The 21,067-nt window shown below is 69.0% G+C and carries 10 protein-coding genes and 1 pseudogene; 4 read left to right on the top strand and 7 right to left on the bottom strand.

Features of this window, described 5'->3' with window-relative positions:
• Positions 1–376 precede the first annotated feature (376 nt).
• Positions 377–799 carry a hypothetical protein gene (locus ACFV9O_RS35350; RefSeq protein WP_385425681.1) on the bottom strand — a complete coding sequence of 141 codons (423 nt, stop codon included), beginning with the start codon at positions 797–799 and terminating at the stop codon, positions 377–379.
• Between the two features lie 132 nt (positions 800–931).
• Here ACFV9O_RS35350 and ACFV9O_RS35355 point away from each other — a divergent pair, with 132 nt between their 5' ends.
• Together ACFV9O_RS35355 and ACFV9O_RS35360 are read left to right on the top strand one after the other, a co-directional pair.
• Positions 932–1,192, top strand: coding sequence for a helix-turn-helix domain-containing protein (locus ACFV9O_RS35355; RefSeq protein WP_385425684.1), 261 nt, complete (start codon positions 932–934; stop codon positions 1,190–1,192).
• A complete protein-coding gene (locus ACFV9O_RS35360; RefSeq protein WP_385425687.1) occupies positions 1,180–1,662 on the top strand; it encodes an XRE family transcriptional regulator in 483 nt (160 codons plus the stop codon). The genes ACFV9O_RS35355 and ACFV9O_RS35360 overlap by 13 nt, the downstream gene beginning before the upstream one ends.
• A 705-nt stretch (positions 1,663–2,367) precedes the next feature.
• Here ACFV9O_RS35360 and ACFV9O_RS35365 read toward each other — a convergent pair.
• The 3 genes from ACFV9O_RS35365 to ACFV9O_RS35375 all read right to left on the bottom strand — a co-directional run bounded on the left by ACFV9O_RS35365 (position 2,368) and on the right by ACFV9O_RS35375 (position 14,904).
• Positions 2,368–12,954 (bottom strand): LamG-like jellyroll fold domain-containing protein, encoded by a 10,587-nt coding sequence (locus ACFV9O_RS35365; protein ID WP_385425690.1) that lies wholly within the window; start codon positions 12,952–12,954, stop codon positions 2,368–2,370.
• Positions 12,955–13,188: 234 nt separating this feature from the next.
• On the bottom strand, positions 13,189–13,818 hold the full coding sequence (locus tag ACFV9O_RS35370; protein WP_385425693.1) for a BMP family ABC transporter substrate-binding protein: 630 nt from the start codon (positions 13,816–13,818) through the stop codon (positions 13,189–13,191).
• 321 nt (positions 13,819–14,139) lie between these two features.
• Positions 14,140–14,904 (bottom strand): N-acetyltransferase, encoded by a 765-nt coding sequence (locus ACFV9O_RS35375; RefSeq protein WP_385425696.1) that lies wholly within the window; start codon positions 14,902–14,904, stop codon positions 14,140–14,142.
• A 103-nt stretch (positions 14,905–15,007) separates the two neighbouring features.
• Between ACFV9O_RS35375 and ACFV9O_RS35380 the strand changes: the two genes are divergently transcribed.
• Positions 15,008–15,610 carry a Type-2Aa cytolytic delta-endotoxin gene (locus ACFV9O_RS35380; RefSeq protein WP_385425699.1) on the top strand — a complete coding sequence of 201 codons (603 nt, stop codon included), beginning with the start codon at positions 15,008–15,010 and terminating at the stop codon, positions 15,608–15,610.
• Between the two features lie 113 nt (positions 15,611–15,723).
• On the opposite strand, the gene ACFV9O_RS35385 is transcribed toward ACFV9O_RS35380, so the two are convergent.
• From ACFV9O_RS35385 to ACFV9O_RS35395, 3 genes and pseudogenes are all read right to left on the bottom strand, one after another.
• Positions 15,724–19,089: a hypothetical protein gene (locus ACFV9O_RS35385; RefSeq protein ID WP_385425701.1), complete on the bottom strand. Its 3,366-nt coding sequence runs from the start codon at positions 19,087–19,089 to the stop codon at positions 15,724–15,726.
• An 89-nt stretch (positions 19,090–19,178) separates the two neighbouring features.
• Positions 19,179–19,946 carry an HNH endonuclease family protein gene (locus ACFV9O_RS35390; protein ID WP_385425704.1) on the bottom strand — a complete coding sequence of 256 codons (768 nt, stop codon included), beginning with the start codon at positions 19,944–19,946 and terminating at the stop codon, positions 19,179–19,181.
• Positions 19,947–19,972: 26 nt separating this feature from the next.
• Positions 19,973–20,269, bottom strand: a pseudogene (locus tag ACFV9O_RS35395) (hypothetical protein); the annotation flags it as partial.
• Positions 20,270–20,540: 271 nt separating this feature from the next.
• Here ACFV9O_RS35395 and ACFV9O_RS35400 point away from each other — a divergent pair.
• The gene (locus ACFV9O_RS35400) at positions 20,541–20,945 is read left to right on the top strand and encodes a hypothetical protein (protein WP_385425707.1); all 405 of its coding nucleotides are present in this window, start codon (positions 20,541–20,543) and stop codon (positions 20,943–20,945) included.
• Positions 20,946–21,067 lie beyond the last annotated feature (122 nt).

Consider the following 21,067-nt stretch of genomic DNA (forward strand, 5'->3'; position numbering starts at 1 on the left):
ACCGCCGTGATCTGGCACAACGACCACACCGGACAAGCCACCCTCCGCTCGCTCACGACGTACGATCACTGACCCCTTGGAATTGATCATCTAGGGTCACGCGAACAGCGCCCGATAGGGGCAAGGGTCGCGACAGCGCTTGCGCGGTGTCACGACCCTCTGTGCTGATCAGCGGCTAGAAGAAGGATTTGTCCCAGTCATTCGGCACGAGGGCCTTCACGGCTTCTTCGGAAGCCGCCCGCCACACGCTGCATTACGGCGTCTCCTCCGACGAGGATCTCGCCGTTCTCGGCGAGGAGAATGTCACGCTTCATCTGCGACACCGAGACCGTGGAGGCAGGGATGAGATCCAGCGGTTTCCGCAGCCTGGTTCACATCAGGCTTGGAACTTTCTGGCATCGGACCATTCCCAGAAAGCCAGGCCCTTCCGAACCGCCGCCTCTCCGGTATTGAACACCCTCGACATCACAGAGTCGTCCGCTACGTCGATCGCGACGTGCCTTTCACCGTTCCACTCGCTCATGAGGTCGGCGGAGTCAATGGCATCCCGCATGGCAGCACAGAGATCGGGCGCCTCGGGAGAGTCCGTGAACAGCACCCGGAGGACGCGACGACCGGACCGCCCCACAACCGAGTCCACGCTCGCGTCCGTCGCGGTCGAGTAGTCACCGCGATCCCTGGCCTCTTGTCTCTGCATGGCGAGGGCCGCGCACACTCCGCAGCCCTGGGCAGGCGACGGCGGCTCGGGCGGGATCGCCAGATGAACGGGAGGGCCCATCGTCGTCTTCGGGTTCTTCATGGTTGCGATGGTGGCGTCCCCTTGTGGACGTATCTCTCGCCGAAGCAGGGACAGTTGAGCCGTCGGCCACTACGGTTCAAGAAGGCCCAAATGTCGCCGGGGGAAGCCTTGAATGTCGCCCTACGATCAGCTATGGCTGGCGCGAAGCTCACGCCGAGGAAGCTCGCGGCCCGCATCGGCGTGACGCCGAAGACCGTGGAGCGGTGGCTGGCCGACGCCGAGCTCGTACCCCATGCAAGAAACCGTGTCGACGCCTGCCGGGCGCTGAAGGTGGACGAAGAGATGATCTGGCCGAAGGCAGTACAGGACCGCGTGAAGTCCGGTCACGACCGTGAACTGGTGCACGCATACCCGTATCGGTCCGCCTGTCCCTCGACGGTGTGGGGGAGCTGATCGGCGGCGCGACCGAAGATATCTTCCTCGCCGGATACACGAACTACTTCTTCTGGCTGGAACAGCCGGCGTTCGTGGACACCCTGCGCCGGAAGGCCGAGTCGGGGTGCCGCGTGCGGTTCCTGCTGGGCGACCCTGATGGGGAGGTGACCCGGCAGCGTGAGGCCATCGAGGACGTGGCGCTCAGTGTCTCCACACGAATCAGGATCACGCTGGAGCACCTGGACCGCCTTGGCCCCCTGGACGGCGTGGAGACCCGCCTGAGCAGCGCGGACGATGCCGTGAATCACGTCTCGTTGTCCGTGTTCCGCTTCGACCACGACGCCCTCGTCACTCCGCACCTGGCAAGGCTCGTCGGTCACGACTCCCCGTTGCTGCATCTGCGGCGTCTGAGCGAGGGCGGCATGTTCGACAGGTTCGCGGAGCACGCGGAAGAGCTGTGGGGCCGGGCAGTACCCCACACATCGTGAAGGCAGCGACGCGCCAGCCAGCTGCGGCCATTCCATGCCCCAGGACAGAGTGCCAGGCCCACCCGCATGACCTGCCGGTTCCCGGGGACGGGCAAACGAGGGCCCGATGAAGTCAGAGGTCCAGCGGGCCAGAAGGAGGTTGCGGCGACCACAACGAAAGCGCCTCCCGCCGACGATTTTCGCGTCGGCGGGAGGCGCTCATGTGCGACCACGAGGGCAATCTACGGTCCGGGGACCGCGCCCCCAAGGAGCAATCGGTACGGCCAGCCTATGTACCGACCCGCCTCCGACAGAGCTTGTGGATTACCACGACTCATCGCCCGTCAGAACGATCACTACCTCATCAGGCTCATCGGTGCCGTCTCCGTAGACATCGACCCGATTCTCTACGTTCGGAACGGGAATCAGCAACCTCACTGATTCATTCGGATCCGAAATTTCAAGAGACGCCTTGGGAAGAGTCAGATTCCCTGAATACACAAGGACTTTTCCGCTCGGCTGGTAAGGCCCCTGCACACATTGAACTGACGCTGGACCACTGGCAGCTTGCTGGACCGAAATAAACAAGGAGTCCGGACCACCGTGAACTACATCAGCCGCCGAGTCCCAGCCTGCATGCGTGTCGACGCTCCCGGGCGCGGCAGCAACAACGAGACCGTGCGAGAATCTCGTCGTACACGAGGCGAAGAGCATCATTGAATCCACCTACTCTCTCGGCTTCCACACCGGGAAGTCATAGTACTCCTTGAGTAGCGTTCGCACGATTCCACCCTGCTGTTTGGAACATGCCTTGCAGTGCGGATACAGAGTCCACGGACCATTGGGGGCGAGCTTATTCGGCGGGTTGTGATCACCAGTCCAGTGCTCATCCTTGTAACCAGATTTTGCGGCACCGCAGGCAGCACAGCCGTTTCGATCCCCGAATTCGTTGATCATCCTCTGCTCGTGTGCGAGAACGGTGTCTCCGCGCTCGGCGGTAACTCCCTCTGCCTTCTGCCCCCTCAAGTTGGGCCCGAGAGTCAATTTACAGAGATCGCCTTCGTCCACGTTATGAACGAGGACCGGAGTAATGCCCGCCAGCACATGGTACGTGTGCAGATCCTGGATGCTCAGGTCGTACGTGACGCGCTGCGCCGTGTACGACTTGGCCTCAACGATCGAGGTCAGTCCGCCTGAACCGTTCTGGAGCTTCTGGCCTGCCTTGAGGTCGCCGGCCTGGGTCCAGGAGTTACGAGTGGCCTCGTAGAACTGGTGGTGCTTGGTGGTCTGGATCGTCTTCGGACCGGCCTTCGTGGCGACGACGACGTCGACGTAGTCGCGGTCGGTCTTGGTGACGATCACCGCCTTGACGCGGTGCTTCTCCTTCTTCTTCTTGCCGGGCTCGGCCGTCAGGACGTAGTCCCCGACCTTGACCTCAGCAATCGGCTTGGTGGTGCCGTTCGCCATCAGCACACCGGTCAGACCGGTGAAACTGTGCCGGGTCGGGCAGCCGGAGCCGTTGCGCGAGGGCTTCGACGGCCCAGGCCCAGAATCCGCCTCCGGCTGCTGCTTCGACTTGGGACCGAACTTGCCGGCCGCCGCACCGAAGACACCACCCGTCGCCGCGCCCACCGCCGTGGCCTTGGCCGCGCCGCTGACGCTGCAGCCCTCCTCGCTGGCCGCGCAGGAGATGCCGTAGCCGACCGCGCCTTCCGCGGCGCCGCCCGCGGCGCCCATGGCCGCGCCCTGGGCTGCCTTGCCGCCGACGCCAGCGAGGAGACGGCCCACCGCGCCGGAGGCCGCGCCGCCGGCTGCGCCGCCGAGGGCGCCCGTGGCGGCGCCGATGGCGACCGCGCCGAGGAAGCCGCCGACGGACTTGGGACCGTCGCTCATCATGTAGCCGACGCCGTTGGCCACGGCGCCCGCGAGAGCCGCGCAGCCGATCGCGCCCGCACCGGCAGTGAGGGCCGTACAGCCTGCGAAGACCGCGACACCCACGGCCACCGACACGATGGTCGAGGCGTGTTGCTTGACGAAGTTGGCTGTGGCTTTGGCCGCCTTCTTGACGGCTCTGCCGACCTTTTTGGCTGCCTTGACCACCTTCTTGGCTACGTGTTTGACCGCCTTGGCGACCTTCCGCACGGCCTTCTTGACGTGCTTGACGACCTTGTGGACGTAGCGCTTGACCCGCTTATAGGTGCGTTTGACGTATCTCTTGACCTTGCGGACGCTGTCGCGCACGTACCGCACGGTCTTGCGCACCGCCCGGTAGGCCCTGCGGGCCACCTTCTTGACCGCGCGCTTGACCCTCTTCGCGGCCTTGCGGACGGCCTTGGCAGCCCGCTTGACGGCATGCTTGGTCTTCTTCCAGGCCGACTTCGCGACCTTCTTGACCTTCTTGGTGACCTTCTTGACGGCCTTCTTGATGAAGTCGAACCAGTGACCGGTCGGGTCCACACCCGTCATCGGGTTCTGGTTGGCGTACGCGTACTGGTTCGCGTTCACCGACTCCGGCAGCGGGTCGTTGCTCACCGTGTCGCGGCTGTTGAACTGGCCGGTCTGCGGTGAGTACCAGCGCGCGGCCATGTTGACCTTGGCCGTCTCAGGGTCGGTCCAGCCCGACTGGTATCCCAGATTGCCGAGCATGCCGGCCGTCTGGAGGACCTTGCCGAACGGCGAGTACGTCGTCGAGCCGGTCAGCGCCTCACCGGAGTCGGTGAACTGGCCGATCACGTCCGAGTGCAAGTCCGTGAGGGCCAGCACCGCCGTCGCGCCCGTCTTCACACCCAGCAGCGAGCCGTCCGCGTCGCGGCTGTAGGACGAGACACCGTCCGAGGCCACGTCGTTGCCGGCGCCGCTGTACCTGAACGAGAACAGCTCACTGCCGGTCTCGTCCTTGGCGTTCAGGACACGGTCCATACCGTCGTACGTGTACGTCCGATCGCCCTCGCTGATGACCCGGTTGAAGGCGTCGGCCTTGACGGCGGTCTGGGAGCCGCCCTCGTCGGTGACCGCACTCATCGTGCCGCGCGCGGTGTACAGGTACGTGCTGTGCCCGTCTGACGTGAGCCGGTTGCGGGCGTCGTACGTGTACGTGTCGCCGCCCACGCGGGTCCGGTTGCCGGACGCGTCGTAGCCGTAGACCTCCGTTGCGGTCCCGTTGTTCCAGGACGTCAGACGGTTCGCCCAGTCGTACGTGTACGTGTTCGTGGACGCGCCCACGACACCGCTCGTCGTCTTCGACTTCTCGTTGCCGTTCTCGTCCCAGGTGTAGTTGATCTTGGACAGCACCGCGCCGGTGGGCGAGGTGAGCTTGTCCTCGGTCAGCTGCTCCAGGGCGTCGTACTGGAACGCCCGCTTGGACTTCCCGGCGCCGTAGTCGATCGACGTGACCTTGCTGTTGACGTCGTAGTTGTAGGTCATCGAGGAGCCGGTGACCCCGTCGTCGACCGTCTTCAGCCGGCCGGCGGTGTCGTACCCGTAGGTCGACGTGCCGGACGCGTCCGTCCGCGAGGTCATCGCACCGTCGCCGTCGTAGGCGAAGGATGAGGAGCCCGACGGGCCGGACGTGGTCAGGAGCATTCCGCGGTCGTCGTAGGTGAAGGTGTCCTTGTCCTCACCCACACCGGCCACGGCCGTGATCCGGTCGTCGGCGTCGTAGTCGTAGGTGTGGTCGGTCGTGGCGACCTCCGCACCCGAGCCGACCTGACGGATCAGACGGCCCTTGACGTCGTACTCGTTGCTGATGACCACGCCGCCCGGGGAGCGCGCCTCCTTGGGCCGCCCGTTGCCGTCGTACACCGTGGTGAACGTGCGGTCCGCCAGGTCCGGGTGGGCCGGGGTGGACGGCTCGATCAGGGACTCGGGCAGCCCCCAGCTGTTGTAGGTGGTGATGAACGGATTACCGCGACCGTCGGTGAAGCGCGTACGGTTGCCCGCCGCGTCGTAGCCGAAGGTCGTGGTGATCGACTCGGTCGCCGAGACCGGCTGCACCGCCTTGGTGATCAGACCCGAGGCGTCGGTCGTCAGCGTCGTCGTGTGACCGCGGTAGTCGGTCACCGTCACCGGGTTGCCCGCACGGTCGTACGTGGAGCTCATGGTGCGCAGCGTCGCGCCGGTCGCGTCCAGGTCGCTGGTGGAGACCAGCTGGCCGAAACCGTCGTACGTGTTCCTGGTGCTGGTGTTGTCCGGGTCCTTCGAGGTGAGGACCTGGCCGTCCATGTCGTACGTGAACGTCGACTTCTGGCCGGCAGTGTCCGTGACCTCGGTGGTCTCGCCGATCGCGTTGTACTTGTACGACTCCGCGACACCCGTCGGGCTCACGGTCCGGGACAGCTCGCCGCCCGGAGCGTTGTACTCGTTGATCGCCGTGAACGCCCGCTGCGTCGGCTGCCGCACGATGTCCGTGCTGGTGAGCTCGTTGCCCAGGTAGTCCCAGGTGCTCTCCTGACGCGCCCCGTTGGGCCGCGTCGCCGACAGCTGGTCGCCGTTGGTGTCGTAGGTGTACTGCGTCGTACCGCCACCCGGATCCGTGACCGAGGCCAGATCGCCGAGCTGCGTGTACGTGTAGGTGGTGCGGTTGCCCAGCGGGTCGACCTCCGCCGTGACCTGGCCGAGCTTGTTGTACTCGTTCCAGGCCGTGGCCGTGATCGGGGTGCCGCCCGGCGGGGTGTAGTTCGGCATCGTCGACGAGGACTCCTGGCCCTCGGCGTCGTAGGCCGTGACCGAGACGTTGCCGAGCGGGTCGGACACCTCGGTGGCCTCACCGAACGTGTTGTAGCCGGTCATCGAGACAGGACGGACGGAGACCGGGGTCCCGCCGTTCTGCTCCGCGTTGACGGTGGGCTCGGTGACGATGGTCTGCTGGGCAGCCTCGTCGTAGCCGTAGTCCGTCGTGCTGCCGTTGGCGTCGGTCATCGACACCGGCAGACCGCGCTGGTCCAGCTTCCACGTGGTGGACCGGACCGAGCTGCCCGCCGCCGGCAGGGTGCCGCCGTACAGCGACGAGACCTGCGACGCCGTGAGCGCCTCGCCGTAGACCTGGACGTCGTCGATGCCGCCCTTGTGGTTCTCGGCGTAGGTGCCATTGGCGAGCCTGCGGCCGATCTGGAGCGGTCCGGTCGCCTCCCACGGGCTGGTGAACGCGGCCGGCGTGCCGGACGCGGCGCCGTTGACGTACAGCTTCACCTGTCCGGCGTCCTTGTCGTAGACACCGGTCAGATGCGTCCACGTGCCCGCAGTGACCGCGCCCGTACCGGAGTTCGCCCGGACGATCGTCGGGTTGTTGACGTCCGAGGCGTGGCGGTTGAACGTCCAGCCGTACGCCGTCGAGTAGTACAGCTGGAAGCCGCTCGCGACCTCACCGTCCTGCGCGAGGAAGGTGCGGTTGGCCGTGGTGTCGGTCAGCTTGACCCACGCCGAGACGGTGAAGCTGCCACTGGTGTTGACGACCGGGCCGGTCGTCTGCGCCCACGAGTTGGCGTCGCCGTCGAAGACCGCGCTGCCGCCGTGGTCGGTGTTCCAGTGCATACCGGTGCCGTGCGTACCGGTGTTGTTCGCGCCGGACGAGTCGGCCACCGACCAGCCGGTGGTCTCGTCGAGCTTGTAGCGGGCCACCGGAGCGGTGGTGCCGTCGTGCACCGTGGTGCCCGTGACGTTGCCGAGGTGGTCGTACGTGTTGTCCGAGGTGCTGACGTCACCGGTCGCCGGGTCGGTCTCCGTCTCCGAGACGACATTGTCGTCCGGGTCGTAGGAGATCTTCGTGGAACGGTTGACCCCGGTCGGGTCGAGCACCGACGACGTGGTGCGGTCGGCCGCGTCCACCGCGAAGGTGCTCACGGTCTGGCCGTCGTTGGTCACCTGCTTGATCAGGTTTCCGGCCATGTCGTACTCGTTGGACTGCTCGGTGAACTGCTTGCCGTTCGCCGGATCCTTGCGCACGACGGAGGCGTTCAGACCGTCGTCGGTGTACGTGTACGCCGTCACCCAGCCCATCGCGTCGGTGATCGACGCGAGCCGGCCCGCCGGGTCGTACGCCCGCGACTCCTGGACCAGAGTCGTCGGCGCGGACGGGTTGTGCGGGTCGCCGGTGTAGTTGAGCATGTTCGTCGTGAGCGCCCGGCCCTCGGCGTCGAAGGTGTAGGTGTTGACCGTCCCTGCCGGGTCGGTCTCCTTCACCTTGTTGCCGTAGACGTCGTACTCGAACGACGTGGTGTCGCCGCCCGGGTCCGTGCGCGTCGTAACGCGGTTGTACGCGTCGTACGTCATCGACGTCACGCGCGAGGCGTCACCGCCGGTCAGGTCGGCGACGGTCTGCGAGGTGACGTTGCCGTCCGCGTCGAAGACGGTGGTCGTCTTCGCCTGGTGCACCGCGCCTGTCACGCGGTTGGTGACCGCGGGGCTGGTCTCGGTGGCGACCTGGTCGTTCTTGTCGTAGGTGAAGGTGGTGGTCAGCCCGCTGGGCTGGGCGTCCGATATCTCGGTCTCGGTGATCTTCCGGCCGAGGTTGTCGTACGTGTGGTTCACCTTGGCGCCGTTGGCGTCGGTGATCTCGGCGAGGTCACCGTTGGCGAAGTACACGTACTTCGTCTTCTTGCCGCCCGGCGTCGTCACCGTGTCCACCAGACCGGCCGGCGTGGTGCCGCCTCCCGACGCCGGGGTGGCGGTGGTGGTGTACGTGGTGGTGGCGGTGCGGCCGTTCGGATGACCGGCCACCGGCGGGGTGGTCACCGAGAGGAGGTTGCCTCCGGTGTCGTAGCTGTAGCTGGTCAGGTACGTGTTGTCCGTCGGGCCCGTAGAACGCGCGTCCCGCTCGGTGAGGAGCAGGTCGTTGCGCAGGTCCATCGGCGGGAACGCCGTGGTCGAGTCCGGGTAGTACGTGTAGTACTCGGTGGCGCACTTGTTGGCCGCGGTGTCCTGGCAGTCGGTCTGGGAAACCGTGTTGCCGCGGATGTCGTGACCGGTGATGCTGCGGTTGCCGTTGGCGTCGGTCACGGTGTGCAGGAAGCCCGCCGTGTCGTAGCCGTACGTCGTCCGCTTGCCGTTGGTGTCGATCGCGGCCAGCAGACGGTTGCCCATCTCCGCGTCGTACACGTACGTCAGCGTCTTGTCGGTCGGGTCGGTCAGCGTGACCGTGCGCACCGGGGCGACACCGGAGGACGCCTTGTACGCCGACCAGTGGGCCTCGACCTCGTCCCCGGTCAGCGGGTGGCCGTAGGTCGCGACCTCGGCGATGGAGCCGTTGAAGAAGCTCACGTCACCGGGGGAGCTGTACCAGGACTTGCCGAAGCCCGCGCCGACGAAGGTGCGGGTGTTGGACTGGTCCTTGGCGGCACCGCTGTAGTCGGCCTGCTTGACGCCGTCGACGTACAGGGTCTGGGTGGTGCCGGTGGCCGACAGGACGGCGTGGTGCCAGCGGTTGTCGTTGACGGCGGCCGTGGATCCGAAGGCGGTGCTACCGGAGCCCGAGACGCTCCACCAGTGACCGTGCAGCTTTCCGTCTGCGCCGACGTACAGCAACGGGTTCCAGCTGCCGGTCGGGGTCGGGCCGGTCGGCGGCTGCGACTGGTCGGAGAGGATCACGCCCGGCGAGGAGGTCTTGAACCACAGCTCGACGGCGCGCTCTCCCGACCCGTGCGACGGGGTGAACGGGATCTCCGCGTACGACGACGTGCCGTTGAACTGCGCGGCCGTGACGTCGCCGGTGCCGAACGGACCCGCCACACCCTGCGTGACGGTGTTGTACGTACCGAAGCCGGTGTGCAGCTCGTTGGCCGCCTGCGGCGCGCCGAGGGTGTCGTCGAGACGCCAGTAGCCGGCCGGGGCCGAGCCCATGACGGCCGAGCGGTAGACCTGCGAGGAGCCGGTGACGGTCGGCGGGTTGAGCTTCCAGGTGCCACCGTCGCCGTCCGTGGCCTGCAGGACCAGGTCGTCGGTGGTGCCGTAGACGATCGACGCCTGGGTCTTCAGGCCCGGTGTGGTGATCTTGTTGAGCAGGCCCGCGGACCGCTTGGCGGCCTGGTACTGCGCGGTGATCACCGAGGGGTCGAGCGGCTCGGAGTAGACGGCGACCTCGGCCATCTGGCCCGTGTAGTGCCCGAGCTGGTCGTTCGGGTTCATAGCCGGCCAGCCGTCGGTGTTCACACCGGCGCCGAGCGTGATGTAGGGCTGCTCCCAGTCGTTGATGGTGCCCGCGAGGGACCCCTGGGAGACGCCGTCGAGGTACAGGGTCTGGCTGTTGGCCACACCCGTCAGGACCGCGTTGTGCCACTGGCCGTCGGTGACGGAGGCGGTGGACGTGATCGTGGTCATGCAGCCGGGCGACATCGCGAGGCAGCCGCGCAGCTTCCCGTCCGTGCCGACGTACACCGCGGGGGTGTTCTTCGTCGTGTTGGCGACCGGGTTGGGGTCACTCAGCGGCTTGTCGCCGTAGTAGAAGAGGACGCCTCCGGCCGTGGTCGTCTTGAACCACAGCGACACCGACATGTACGACGGCGTGGCGCCGGGGGCGCTCGGCATCTCGACGTACGAGGTGGTGCCGTTGAAGGTCGCCGTCTTCTGGGTGGAGCCGGCGAGGACGGACGAGCTACCCAGGGTCACATTGCGGTACAGACCATTGTACTTGCCCTGGTTGGTGTCGACCGTGTCCTTGGCGACCGTCTGGCCGGCCGCCTCACCGAGCCGCCAGTACGCGAACGGGTCCGCGTCCAGGACGGTGGTCCGGTAGTGGTTGCCGGTGGCGTAGGTGTAGCTGGTGCACTTGGTCCAGTCGGCGGGCGGGCAGACCTTGGTGAGCTGGTCGCCGCCGTAGGTGTACTGCCAGGTCTGGGCCGTGCCGAAGTCGCCCGCGGTCGACGGGTCGGTGGCGACCGTCTCGACGTGCGCGGCGGTGGCGCCGGCCGGGGTCGACCAGGCGAGGGTCAGGGACCGCTTCGACGTGTCGTTGGTGATCTTCGTCAGCCGCTTGTTCGCGTCGTACGCGAACGTCTCCGTGCGGCCGGCGTAGTCCTTGATGGACTTGATCGCGTATGTGCCGGCCTTCGCGGTGGCCTGGGTGAAGGCGTACTCCGTGAAGTCCTTGTCCGTCAACGTGTAGCCGACTGCCGGAGACGTCACCGCGGCCAGCCGGGCGTACCGGCCCAGCGGGGGCACGAAGGTGCCGTCGCTGTTGCGGCCGAAGGCGACCTGCTCACCGCCCGGGTAGGTGATCACCACGCTGATGACCGCGCCCGCACCGTCCTTGACCTCGGCCGCCTTCATGTCGGCGACCGTGGACCAGCCGGCTCCGAAGGCGTTGTCGACGCGCGGGTCGAGGCTGTTGTACGAGCGGTCGATCTCCAGGGACGGGCCGACCACCTCCACGTCGGCGTCGGTGTCCTCGGTGGTGTAGTTGCCGTCACTGGGGTCGAACTCGTGGCCGTCGGTGTTCATGGCCAGGCCCGAGGTGACCGGCGGCTGCGGCACGGCGGTGGCGAAGCGGCTGGAGTACGTGACTTCCTCGTAGCCGTCGCTGACGCCCACGTACCACAGGTAGTTCTTGCTCCACTTGAGCTTGCCCGCGGGTATCTTCCAGTTGCCCTTGGTGAGGGCACCGGAGGTGACGACGGGCGTGGTGCTGCCGGAGTCGGCGTCGTAGACCTCGTAGGTGTACGTCAGCGCCGTCTGCGGCCACTTGTCGGCGTCGCTCGCGTAGACGAGCAGCTCGGGCTGGAGGGTGTTGGCCTGGAAGTTCTCCGGCGGGTACTGGGCGTTGACCTGCGGCTTGGTGTTGGCCGTGTAGGTCAGGTCCAGCGAGGGGCGCCAGCCGGCGGTCGTGGAGTTGTCCGAGTGGAACTTCTTCCAGTGCAGCCCGTCCGAGGTCGGCGCGGTGACCGCCAGACCGTAGTTGGCGCCGCCGGTGGCGACCTGGGTGAACCAGCTCGTGCCGAGGCTGACCGGCATCTTCACGCCGACGTCGGTACCACCGTCGGTGTTGGTGCAGGACGCGCCGGGCGCGGGCGTGGCCGAGCCGATGGACGCTCCGTACGTCGGACCCGGGTAGGCGGTGACGCCGGAGGGGGTCCAGGACTGGGTGACCGGGTGGACCGTGAACGACTGGGGGTCACAGGTCGCGGACCAGATCGCCCAGAGGTTGAGGGTCGCCGCGGAGACCTTCTGGCCGGCGAGCGTGGTGCCCAGCGAGGAGAACTGCAGGAAGGAGTTCGCCTTGTTGGTGCCCGAGTCGTACGAACCGATCTTGATCAGGTTCTCGGCCGAGTGGTCGCCGGAGATCGTGTTCTGGGTGTACGTCGAGTTGCTCGCGGTGACGGTCGGGTCGACCGTGACCGGGTAGACCCGCTCGGGGTCGTCCAGCCAGTCCCGGTCGGCGGTGAGCTTCAGCGCGGGCTTGCCGTCCACGGTGGTCAGCGCGTAGCTGACGGCCTGGGACCGCGTGGCGTCGGCGGAGCGCCGGTCGACCTTGGAGTCCTCCATGTACGCGTGCGGGATGGTGGCGGTCACCTTGCCGTCGGCGTCGGTGAACTCGACCTCGCCGCCGTCCGCGATGCGCGGGGTGAGGCCCTTCACGTCCAGGGGGAAGGTCCAGGAGTTGGCCGCGTCCCTGGAGTGCAGGACGAAATTCTCCTTGAAGCCCTGGGCGAGCGGGACGAGCTCGACGTCCGTGTCGGGCAGCACGCCGGCGTAGGTCACGGTGCCGTCGGCCGCCACGGAGGGCTCGGCCTTCGCTGCGCCGCGCAGCGCGTAGGCGAGGCTGCGTCCCTTGCCGAAGTCGACGGAGGCGAGCTGCTGGTCGGTGGCCTCGGGGGCGAACTCGATGTCGAGTGAGTTGGCGCGCTGCTGGAGCCGGCCGTCAGTGTCCTCGACGAGCTCGGTGTCGATCGGCTTCCAGGTGCCGTCGTCACCCTTGAAGTTGGTGCGTCCGGTGTAGTGACGGATCGTGGTGGAACCGTCAGCGTTGACGTAATAGTCCGAAGTCGCCGTGGACTTCTTGGCGTCGCGCTTGCTGGTCCTGGCGTCGAAGCTCTTCGCCGTGCCACGGGCCTTGCCCGTCGTGGCCTTGCCCGCGTCGTCGACGGGGCGCTCGTACGGGTCGAGTTCCCCCTTGCCCTTGCCGGGCTTGCGGCCGACGCCGCCGTCGGCGCTGGTGGCATCGGCGGAGGCGTGGTGGCTCTTGCCCCGCGCGGTGCCGCCTTGCTGGTCGGGTGTGTCCAGCGGGGACTTGTTGGCCCACTCCCAGAGGCCGGAGAGAGACAGCTCGGGCATGCTCAACGCCGGCAGCGTGGCGCCGGTGGCGGCCGCCGTCTCGGTCGTGAGCATGAACGAGAAGGAAACAAGGACAGATAGAGCCGTAGCCCTCGCTCTGCGTCTGCCGGCAGGACCCGGCGGGAAGAGGCGAGGGCTACGGACCCAGCGAACGCGCATGGGCGAGCCTTTACTTATACGAAGCCTACAAAAGCTTCGTGAGCCTGCCTTACATGCGGACAAGAGTTCCACTTGGGAACAACCGTTTTAGAAGATCTTTACCTGACGCCGGTACTCGACATCCGACGGTCATGCATCCGTCGCTTCGACGGCCTCCCTGATGGCCTCCGCCACCGAATCACTGAGCCCGGCACCGGACTTCACGAAGGTGACGTTCTCCGCCTTCCCGTCCCTCTTCGCCCCCGTCCCCGATTCGTCTTCGACCACGACGAACCGGACCTTGGGATGTTCTCCGGCACCGGCCTGCGCGACCTCCGCCTGAGGCGCACCGACAGTCAGCACGACGTCGCACTGGCGCTGGATCAGGCTGTTGAGGAACGGGCGTGCGTTCTGGGCCGACTGTTCGCCCATGACCGGTACGTAGTTGACCCGGGCCCGGGTCTCCAGGGAGGCGTCCTGCATCCCCTTCCACACCGGAGCGGCGGGGGTTCCGGCCGCGATGCCCTTCTCCCCCGTCAGCAGACAGGCGTCGAAGTCCTTGTACTGGCGGGCACGGGGATCGGGTGGCCCAGGGGTCTGCCCGCCGACGAACAGCCAGACACCCAGCAGGCCGAGGACCACCACTGCGGCGCTTCCGACGGCCCAGCCGGTGCGGCCGCGCAGCGATCCGGCGACGGCCGCCAGCAGCCGTCCGGGCCCCGCCCCCTTCCCGGCGGCGGACGGGTTGGCGTTACGGCGCCAGGTACGTCGGGTCTTCATCGGGTCCCACCCTCCGGTGCCGGCGCGGAGTCGGCCGGGGCAGGGCTCAGCCAGTCGGCACGCGTGCCCCGGCGCCAGGCGAGCGCCGGCGAAGGCACCGCACCGAGCAGCCCGAGGCTCGGCAGAGGCACGGCCGCCGGCGCCGCCATGGCGGGCACCCCGGGCACGGCTCCTCTCAGGGGGTGAGCCGCACCGGCAGCGGCGACTTCGGGCTTCACGATCGATTACCTCGGATGTGTGTACGGATACGGACAGGCCGCCGTACGGTACCTCCCGCGCCCGACGCCGTCAGCCTCGGGGGCCGACTCGTTATCAAGCGGATCAGAGCCGGTGTCGCACCCACACATTCGGCTCGACGTACACGGCGTACCCGTGATCGGGAAAACAGTGGACCGGGATCAGGGCACCGGGCACGATCACCGGCCCGTCCGTGTCGAAGGGCAGGCCGGTCCAGGTCCGCCACTGGTCCAGGGAGCCGGAAACCGTCATGGAGGCCTGGGCGACCGCCTCGATCACTCCGCCGGCACGGACGTGTACGCGCAGCCACGGGTCGTGCGGGAGACCGTCCGCCGCGCGGGTACGGAACGCGTACTCGGCCATCGCCACCTCCGGTTCGAGGTGCTTGGCGCTCGGCCTGACCGGTGCGACGAGCTCCTTGAAGCCACGCGCACGGGCGTTGTCCCGCATCGCGGCGACCATCACGGCCGAGATCCCTCGGCCCAGCATGCCCGTCGTCACGGTGATCTCGATCGCGCTCACGGTGTCCGGGGTCCGGCCGTGCCGCAGGTCGGAGAAGGCCCACAGCAGCGCCTGGTCCCAGCCGGTGCCGGGCAGCTCCCGACGCCCGTCCGCGTCCAGCGCGAGCGGCACGCTGAATCCGCGGGCCACGACGGCGCCTTCGGGGTCGGTCGCGACCAGGACGTACTCGGGCAGCTCGGCGACGATACGGCCCATGTTCGCCCAGCCCACGGGGTCGTTCAGGATGAACTCCGGCCAGGTGTCGAGCATCCGCCACATGGGGTCCCGCAGTTCGGGGCGCTCGGCAAGGGTGGTGATCGTCAGTTCCGGGGTGCGGTCCGTGTCCATCGGGGCAGGTTAGCGACGGACTCCCGGTCCCCCAAACGCTTTTCGGTCCTGGCCATACTGGCTCCGACCTGAGTGATCACTGCCGACACATCGAGGAGCACGCATGCCCGACCAGCCCATCACGGGGAAGAGCAGATTCAGGAGGATCGCCGAAGTGGAACCGTCCTGCGCGGATCAGGTGCTGGCGATCGAGGAAACGTTCCATCAGGCAATCGATCCTGCCGCAGGGGCCTTCGACTTCGGGAACGTACGCAAGGCGGCGAGCACCCTCCCCGCCACCTCCCTCGTCAAGATCGTCCCTGCGTTCGGCCTCCAGGAGACGACACCGGTCTCCGTCATGGTCCTGTCGCTCAAGGAGTCCGTACGCCAGGCGCTCTCACGGCCGTTCACCAATCCGGCCTTCTGGGACAAGGTCGAGCACGCGCTCACCCGCGCCTTCACCGGCCTGGACGAGCAGGATGACGCACCGCACTTCGCCTTCCGCCAGGACGGCGGGGACGGCAGCACGAGCTACTTCTACAACCTGCTGTTCGCCCTGCAGGACGAGGAGACCGAGGGTTTCCTCTACGCCATGGCCTTCTGTATCGATGTGACCTTCGCGCTGGAGAGGAGCAAGGTCCGCTCCCTGAACGTCGGGGACACCGCGCCGTACACGATCCGCCTCAACGCGATGACCGTGCGCCAGGACCTGCGGTCCGCGGCCTGATCACCGGACACCCCCCCCAGGGTTTCCGCCGTGAGCGGCGGGTTCCGAGTCGCTCCTGGCACTGTTGCCCGGTCCGTCCACCGGCAACAGGTCGAGCGGCACCCTCTCTCTCCTCATTCGCGCTGGACGGTCACCGCCAGCGCCATGTCCCGTACGTCGGCGGCCGGGTGCCGCCGCAGCGAGCGCAGTGCGGCCCGCCACTGATCGGGCCAGCCGAGCCGGCAGCCGAGGGTCTCCACCAGTCCGGCGGCGAGCAGCCCCGCGGCCGGCTCTCCCGCCGCCGCGAGCTCTTCGGCGGCGGCCAGCAGGGTCGCCGGGTCCCGCGGTGCCCGCCCGCCCGCGTTCCACGGCAGCCGGGACGCCGTCGCGGCCGCCAGCACGGGCCGCTCGCGTGCAGCCTCCGCGAGCGCTCGCAACCGCTCGGTGAGATCCGGCAGTTCGGCATCCAGCTCCACGAGCCGGCGGAGCAGATCGATACGGCCGGCGGCGAGGGAGGGCTCGTCCGCCAGCTGCGCGGCGGCGGCCTCCAGAACCGGCCGGGACTCGTCCCCGGGCCGTGGGGGCAGCGCCCCCAGCAACGCCGCCACCCGCTGCCGGGCCGGAAGATCGCGGTCCGCGAGCGCCTCGTACTCCCCCGCCCCTACGGCCGCGAGCAGTCCGGCCAGCGTTTCGTGGAACAGGCTTCCGGGGGCCGCACCGCCCAGGGGGTGCGGCAGCCCCGAGGCGGCCAGTTCGCCGACCGCCTGGGCGGCGGCCCGCCAGCCGGCCCGCCTGCCGAGGTCGGTGACGATACGGGGCAGCGCGCCCGCCGACTCGGGCGCGTACCCCGCCCAGCGGGGCAGTGCCCGCAGCCCGGCCTCCGCCACCTCCGTGTCCGTGGCCCGGCACACCTCGCCCACCAGCCGCGCGTACCTGGGCCGGTGTGCTGCCGGGAGGGCCCAGGGTTCGGCCCGTACAAGCGCCTGAAGCACCTGCGGGTCCCCGTGCGGGGCCTCGGTGAGCACCGCCCACACCTCCTCCTCGGAGAGCAGCTCGGTGGAGAAGGCGACGACGGCGGCCTGCACATCCGGGTGCCCGCCCGGCGCGCGGTACGCGGCCGCCAGCAGCGCGGCGGCCCGGCGCGGTGGCAGATGCCGGGCCGCGAGCCGGACCGCCTCCTTGCGGCTCGTCACCTTCACGCCCCGCGTCGTGATCAGCAACTCGCCCAGCTGCCCGACCAGTTCGGTCGGCGTGGCGAAGCGTGCAGCCCGGGTCGCCGCGTACACGGCGACCCGGGCGCGGTCGCCCCCGGCGTGGGCGAGCAGCGTGGGCAGGGCGTCCTCCGGGCGCTCCGTCCATGCCAGCGCGGCAAGCGCGGCTTCGGCGAGCACCACGTCCGGCGAGTCGGCGTACCGCAGCGCCAGCGCCCGCCCGTGCACCGGCAGCGGAGCGGCCGACCTGATGGCGGCGGCCCGGTCGTAGAAGGGCCGGGACTCGTCCGCGGCCGCCGCGGCTGCCAGACCGCCCGCTGCCGCCTGCTGGCGGGGAAGCCACCGGTCGGCGTTCGTGAACGCGGGCAGCGGCCTGCGGGTGCCGCGCTTCAGGAAGCGCCCGTACGGCGGGGTCTCGCCGAGCAGGATGTCCAGCAGATCGGTACGGCCGGCCGTCAGGACGTGCTGGACGGGTGGCAGAACGGCCGCCGACGGTTCGAGGGCGAGGATCCGGGCCACCCGCTCGCCCCGGGTCGACGGGGCGTCCAGCCACAGCCGCGCCGCCGTCGCGAACGCGGCGTCGTCGCCGGACACCAGGGCCTCCTCCAGCATCTCCTGGAGTGCGGGCATGCGGTGGGCCCGCGTGCCCAGCGCTGCGGTGAGTGCGAAGAGCAGACGATGGTCGGCCTTGTGCCCGGCCGCCTCCAGCCAGGGGCGCAGGGCCTCGAAGACCTGGTGCTCCTGGCCGCGCCGCAGGGTGCGGTGGAGCGGCCCGAGATCGGCCACGCCCGTGTGCACCACGATCCGCTCCAGCGCACGCAACGCCCACTCCAGGAGCGCGGGTTCACCCTCCACCGCGTGCTCGCGCAGCAGCGCGACGGCGAGGCGGCGCACGGCGTCCCTGGTGCGGTACGAGCTGTCGCGGGCCTCCAGGGCGTCCACCACGATCCGGTCGAGCAGGCCGGCGCTCTCGGCGGTGAACAGATCCGGGCGCACGTCCGCGAGGGCTTCGAGGGCCCCGGCACGGACCGGATCCTGCTCGTTGCGCAGCCGCTGCATCAGGACGAGCAGTTCCTGCACCGCGGCCCGTCCGCCGGAGCGTCCCGCATTGGCGACCAGCAGCGGCCAGACCAGCGCCCGGTCGCCGGCGTCGGGCCGCCGGAGCGCGGCGAGCAGCTCGGGCCGCGCCTCCGCGACCGGGCCGTGCGCGAGCACGTCCAGGACGTCGCCCCAGAACCATTCCTCCGTGCGGCTCCGCGATACCCACCGGCGGACCTCGGCCCATCGGCGTTCGCGCGGCAGCAGATCCAGGTCGGGCAGATGGGTCTCGAGCTCGATGCCGGCCGTCGCCGCGTCGAAGAAGGCGTTCCGGCGGCTCGGCGGCATCGCCTTGAGCAGGGCGGCGAAGTGGCCTGTGCGCCGGAACCAGTGCCGGCCGAGCACAGGCAGGGACGGCGGATCGGCCCGGACGAGCCGCCGCAGCACGGACGGTGAGGGCACCGGCTCGTGACGCTGCTCCTCCCGGTCGGGGGACATCAGCCAGCGGACGGTGCGCTCGGCATCGGCGGCGACGAGGGCGCCCAGCCGGTCCCGCAACGGCCACGGCAGCGTGCCGGGGCCGTGGCGCTCCAGCAGCGTGAGCACGCGTTCCGGCCGGACCGGGGTGACGGCCGCGACCGCCTGCGCATGCTGCTGCCACCAGGCCTCACGCAGGTGCCGTGGCTGACCGGCGAGGTCCCGTTCGGCATGGTCGAGGACCGGGTCGGGGTGAAGACGGGCGAGCCGCGTCCAGGACTCGACGGCGTGCGCGAGCTCGGGCAGCAGTCTCGCCACGAACTCCGCCGAACACGCCGTCAGCAGCCTGGCCGCCTCAGCGTCGCCCCACTCCTCGCGCAGACGCACCACCAGGCGCTCGGCGAGCGCGGTGCGCCGGCCGGCCGTCACGGCACGGGCGAGCCTGCACCGCGTCACCGAGGAGGCGTCGGTGTACGCCGCCTCGATCGCCGCGTCCGGAATCGGCAGTGTGCGGGTGGCCCGCAGCGCGTACCCGCTCACCACGTGGTCCCGGTCGCCCAGGCGCCCTGCCAGGAAGTCCGTCTGCCGCCCGACCAGTGCGGCCAGGGCCGCCAGCCGGCGCTCGTACGCCCCGAGGCCGTCCAGCTCCACCAGCACGGACGGCAACTCGCCGCTGAGGGCGAGGGCCTGGGCGCTGCGGGCGAGGTGCTCCAGGCGGCGGGCGTGCGGAAGCGGCTCGAGGGCGGCGAGCAGACGTTCGACGGTGCGTGACATGACGGCGATTCTGCCGGGGGTCGTCGCCACCGGCACAACGCATTTCCGGGCGACGCCCGGTGCCGGGCGGCCTCAGCCGCCGCACCGCCTCAGCCGCCGCACTGCCGCAGCATCATCCGCTTGTCCGCGTCGGTCACCGGCACCTCGTACTTCACCGCCACCTGCGCGAAGCGGACCGCGTAGGAGCACCGGATCCGCTTGTCCGGCGGCAGCCAGGACGCGGGACCCGAGTCGCTCTTGGCGCTGTTGGACGGCCCGTCCACCGGCAGCAGGTTGAGCGGGTCGTTGGCGATCCGCTCCCTCGTGGCGTCGGCCCAGCGGGCGGCGCCCATCTGCCAGGCGTACGACAGCGGCACCACATGGTCGATCTGTACGGCGGCGGCCTTCTGCTTCCGCCACTCGATGGTCCGGCCCGTGTACGGATCGTCCAGGGTCAACTCGACGACGACGCAGTCGGAGCCGGAGCGGTACCGCAGGCCGCGGCCGTCGCGGGCCAGCAGATCGTTCCGGGTGTCGCAGCCGTTGCGTGCGAGGGGGACGCCGTCGGCCGTGTCCATCCACGCGTACCCGAACTCCCGTCGCGAGTACCCCGTCTTCGGACCGCGGCCCTTCGTCACCACTGTCTCGATCAGCTTCCTGGCCGCTGCCCTGTCCGCCTCGGACGTGACCGGCGCGAGACCGGGCTTCGTACCGTCCGGGTTGCCGAGCGGGCTGACCGCGCGACCGGCGGACGCGCCCGGGGCGTTGCCGGAATCCGGGGAGCCGCCGGCGTCGTCCGGTGTGCAGCCTGTGAGGAGGACGGAGGCCAGGGCGACGGCCGTCAGGATGGCGCGCGGCGTACGTATCGAGTCGGGCACGCAAGGATCGTAGGGCCTGGGGGACGTCACACCTTCCCGATGCCCAAAGTGGTCGCGCTGGGCAGCAGTCCTGAGCCGAGGACCTCCAGCCAGAGGGGGCCGAGGAGTGCGGCGAGCCGGCCGGTGTCCTCGGCGCCGAGGGACTGCCAGGGGGCGGCGGCCAGTTCGCCGGTGCGGCGCTCGACCTCGGCGCGCAGGGCGCGGCCCGCGTCGGTGGCCGTGCCGTCGGCGTCCAGCAGTCCGCGGGCGACGAGCCGGTCGCGGCCGGCGGTCCATTCGTCCTCGCTCCAGCCGCGGCTCACGAAGACGTGGCGAGGGGCAGCACTGCCGCGGCAGGTGAGAAGAGTATTCGTGAGCACGTACTGCCAGCATTTAGTCACAAAGCCCCTATGAGAGTACAGAACAAATGAATAGCGATCATTTGTGCGAATCCTGGCTGGTCCTGTCATGAACCGGGCTAGGTTGCGGGGTGTGAAAGCCGACATGGGGCGCCGGTACCGGCTGTACCCCACCCGGAAGTAGGAGCTGGTCCTCACCGGGTGGGGCCATACCGCACGTGCCCTGTGGAACATCGCGCTCGAGCAGCGCACGTATGTGTACGACCAGCGTGGCCGTACCTTGCGGGCCGTCGAGCAGTGCCGGTACCTGACCGCGGCACGAGGTGAGGCGGATCTTGCGTGGCTGGCGGAGCTTCCCGCGCAGGCGGGTCAGCAGATCCTGCGCCATCTGGACCGGGCGTACGACAACTTCTTCAACCCCGAGCATCCGGCTGGCTTTCCGGTGTTCAAAAGACGCGGGCGGAAGCTGTCGGTGCCGCTGCCGGGTCAGGCGGTGGAGGTACGCAAGACCAGCCGCCACTGGGCGCAGGTGCGGCTGCCGAAGCTCGGCTGGGTCAGCTTCCGGCTCTCCCGTTCCCTAGGGGGTTTGATCCGTAACGCCACAATCAGCCGGGACGGGAACGGCTGGCACATGGGACCTCCCCCAAGGCCGGGTAGTTAGCGTTTTCGCAGGTCACGCAAGGGGAGTTGACGTCCATGTTGTGGCGGCGTAGAGGCCGGGGCCGATCTTGTGGATGAGTCCGGTCTCAGCCCATCGGGAGAGCTGTCTGTACATGGTGTGCA

The sequence above is a fragment of the Streptomyces sp. NPDC059909 genome (genome assembly GCF_042730885.1).
Lineage (GTDB): Bacteria > Actinomycetota > Actinomycetes > Streptomycetales > Streptomycetaceae > Streptomyces.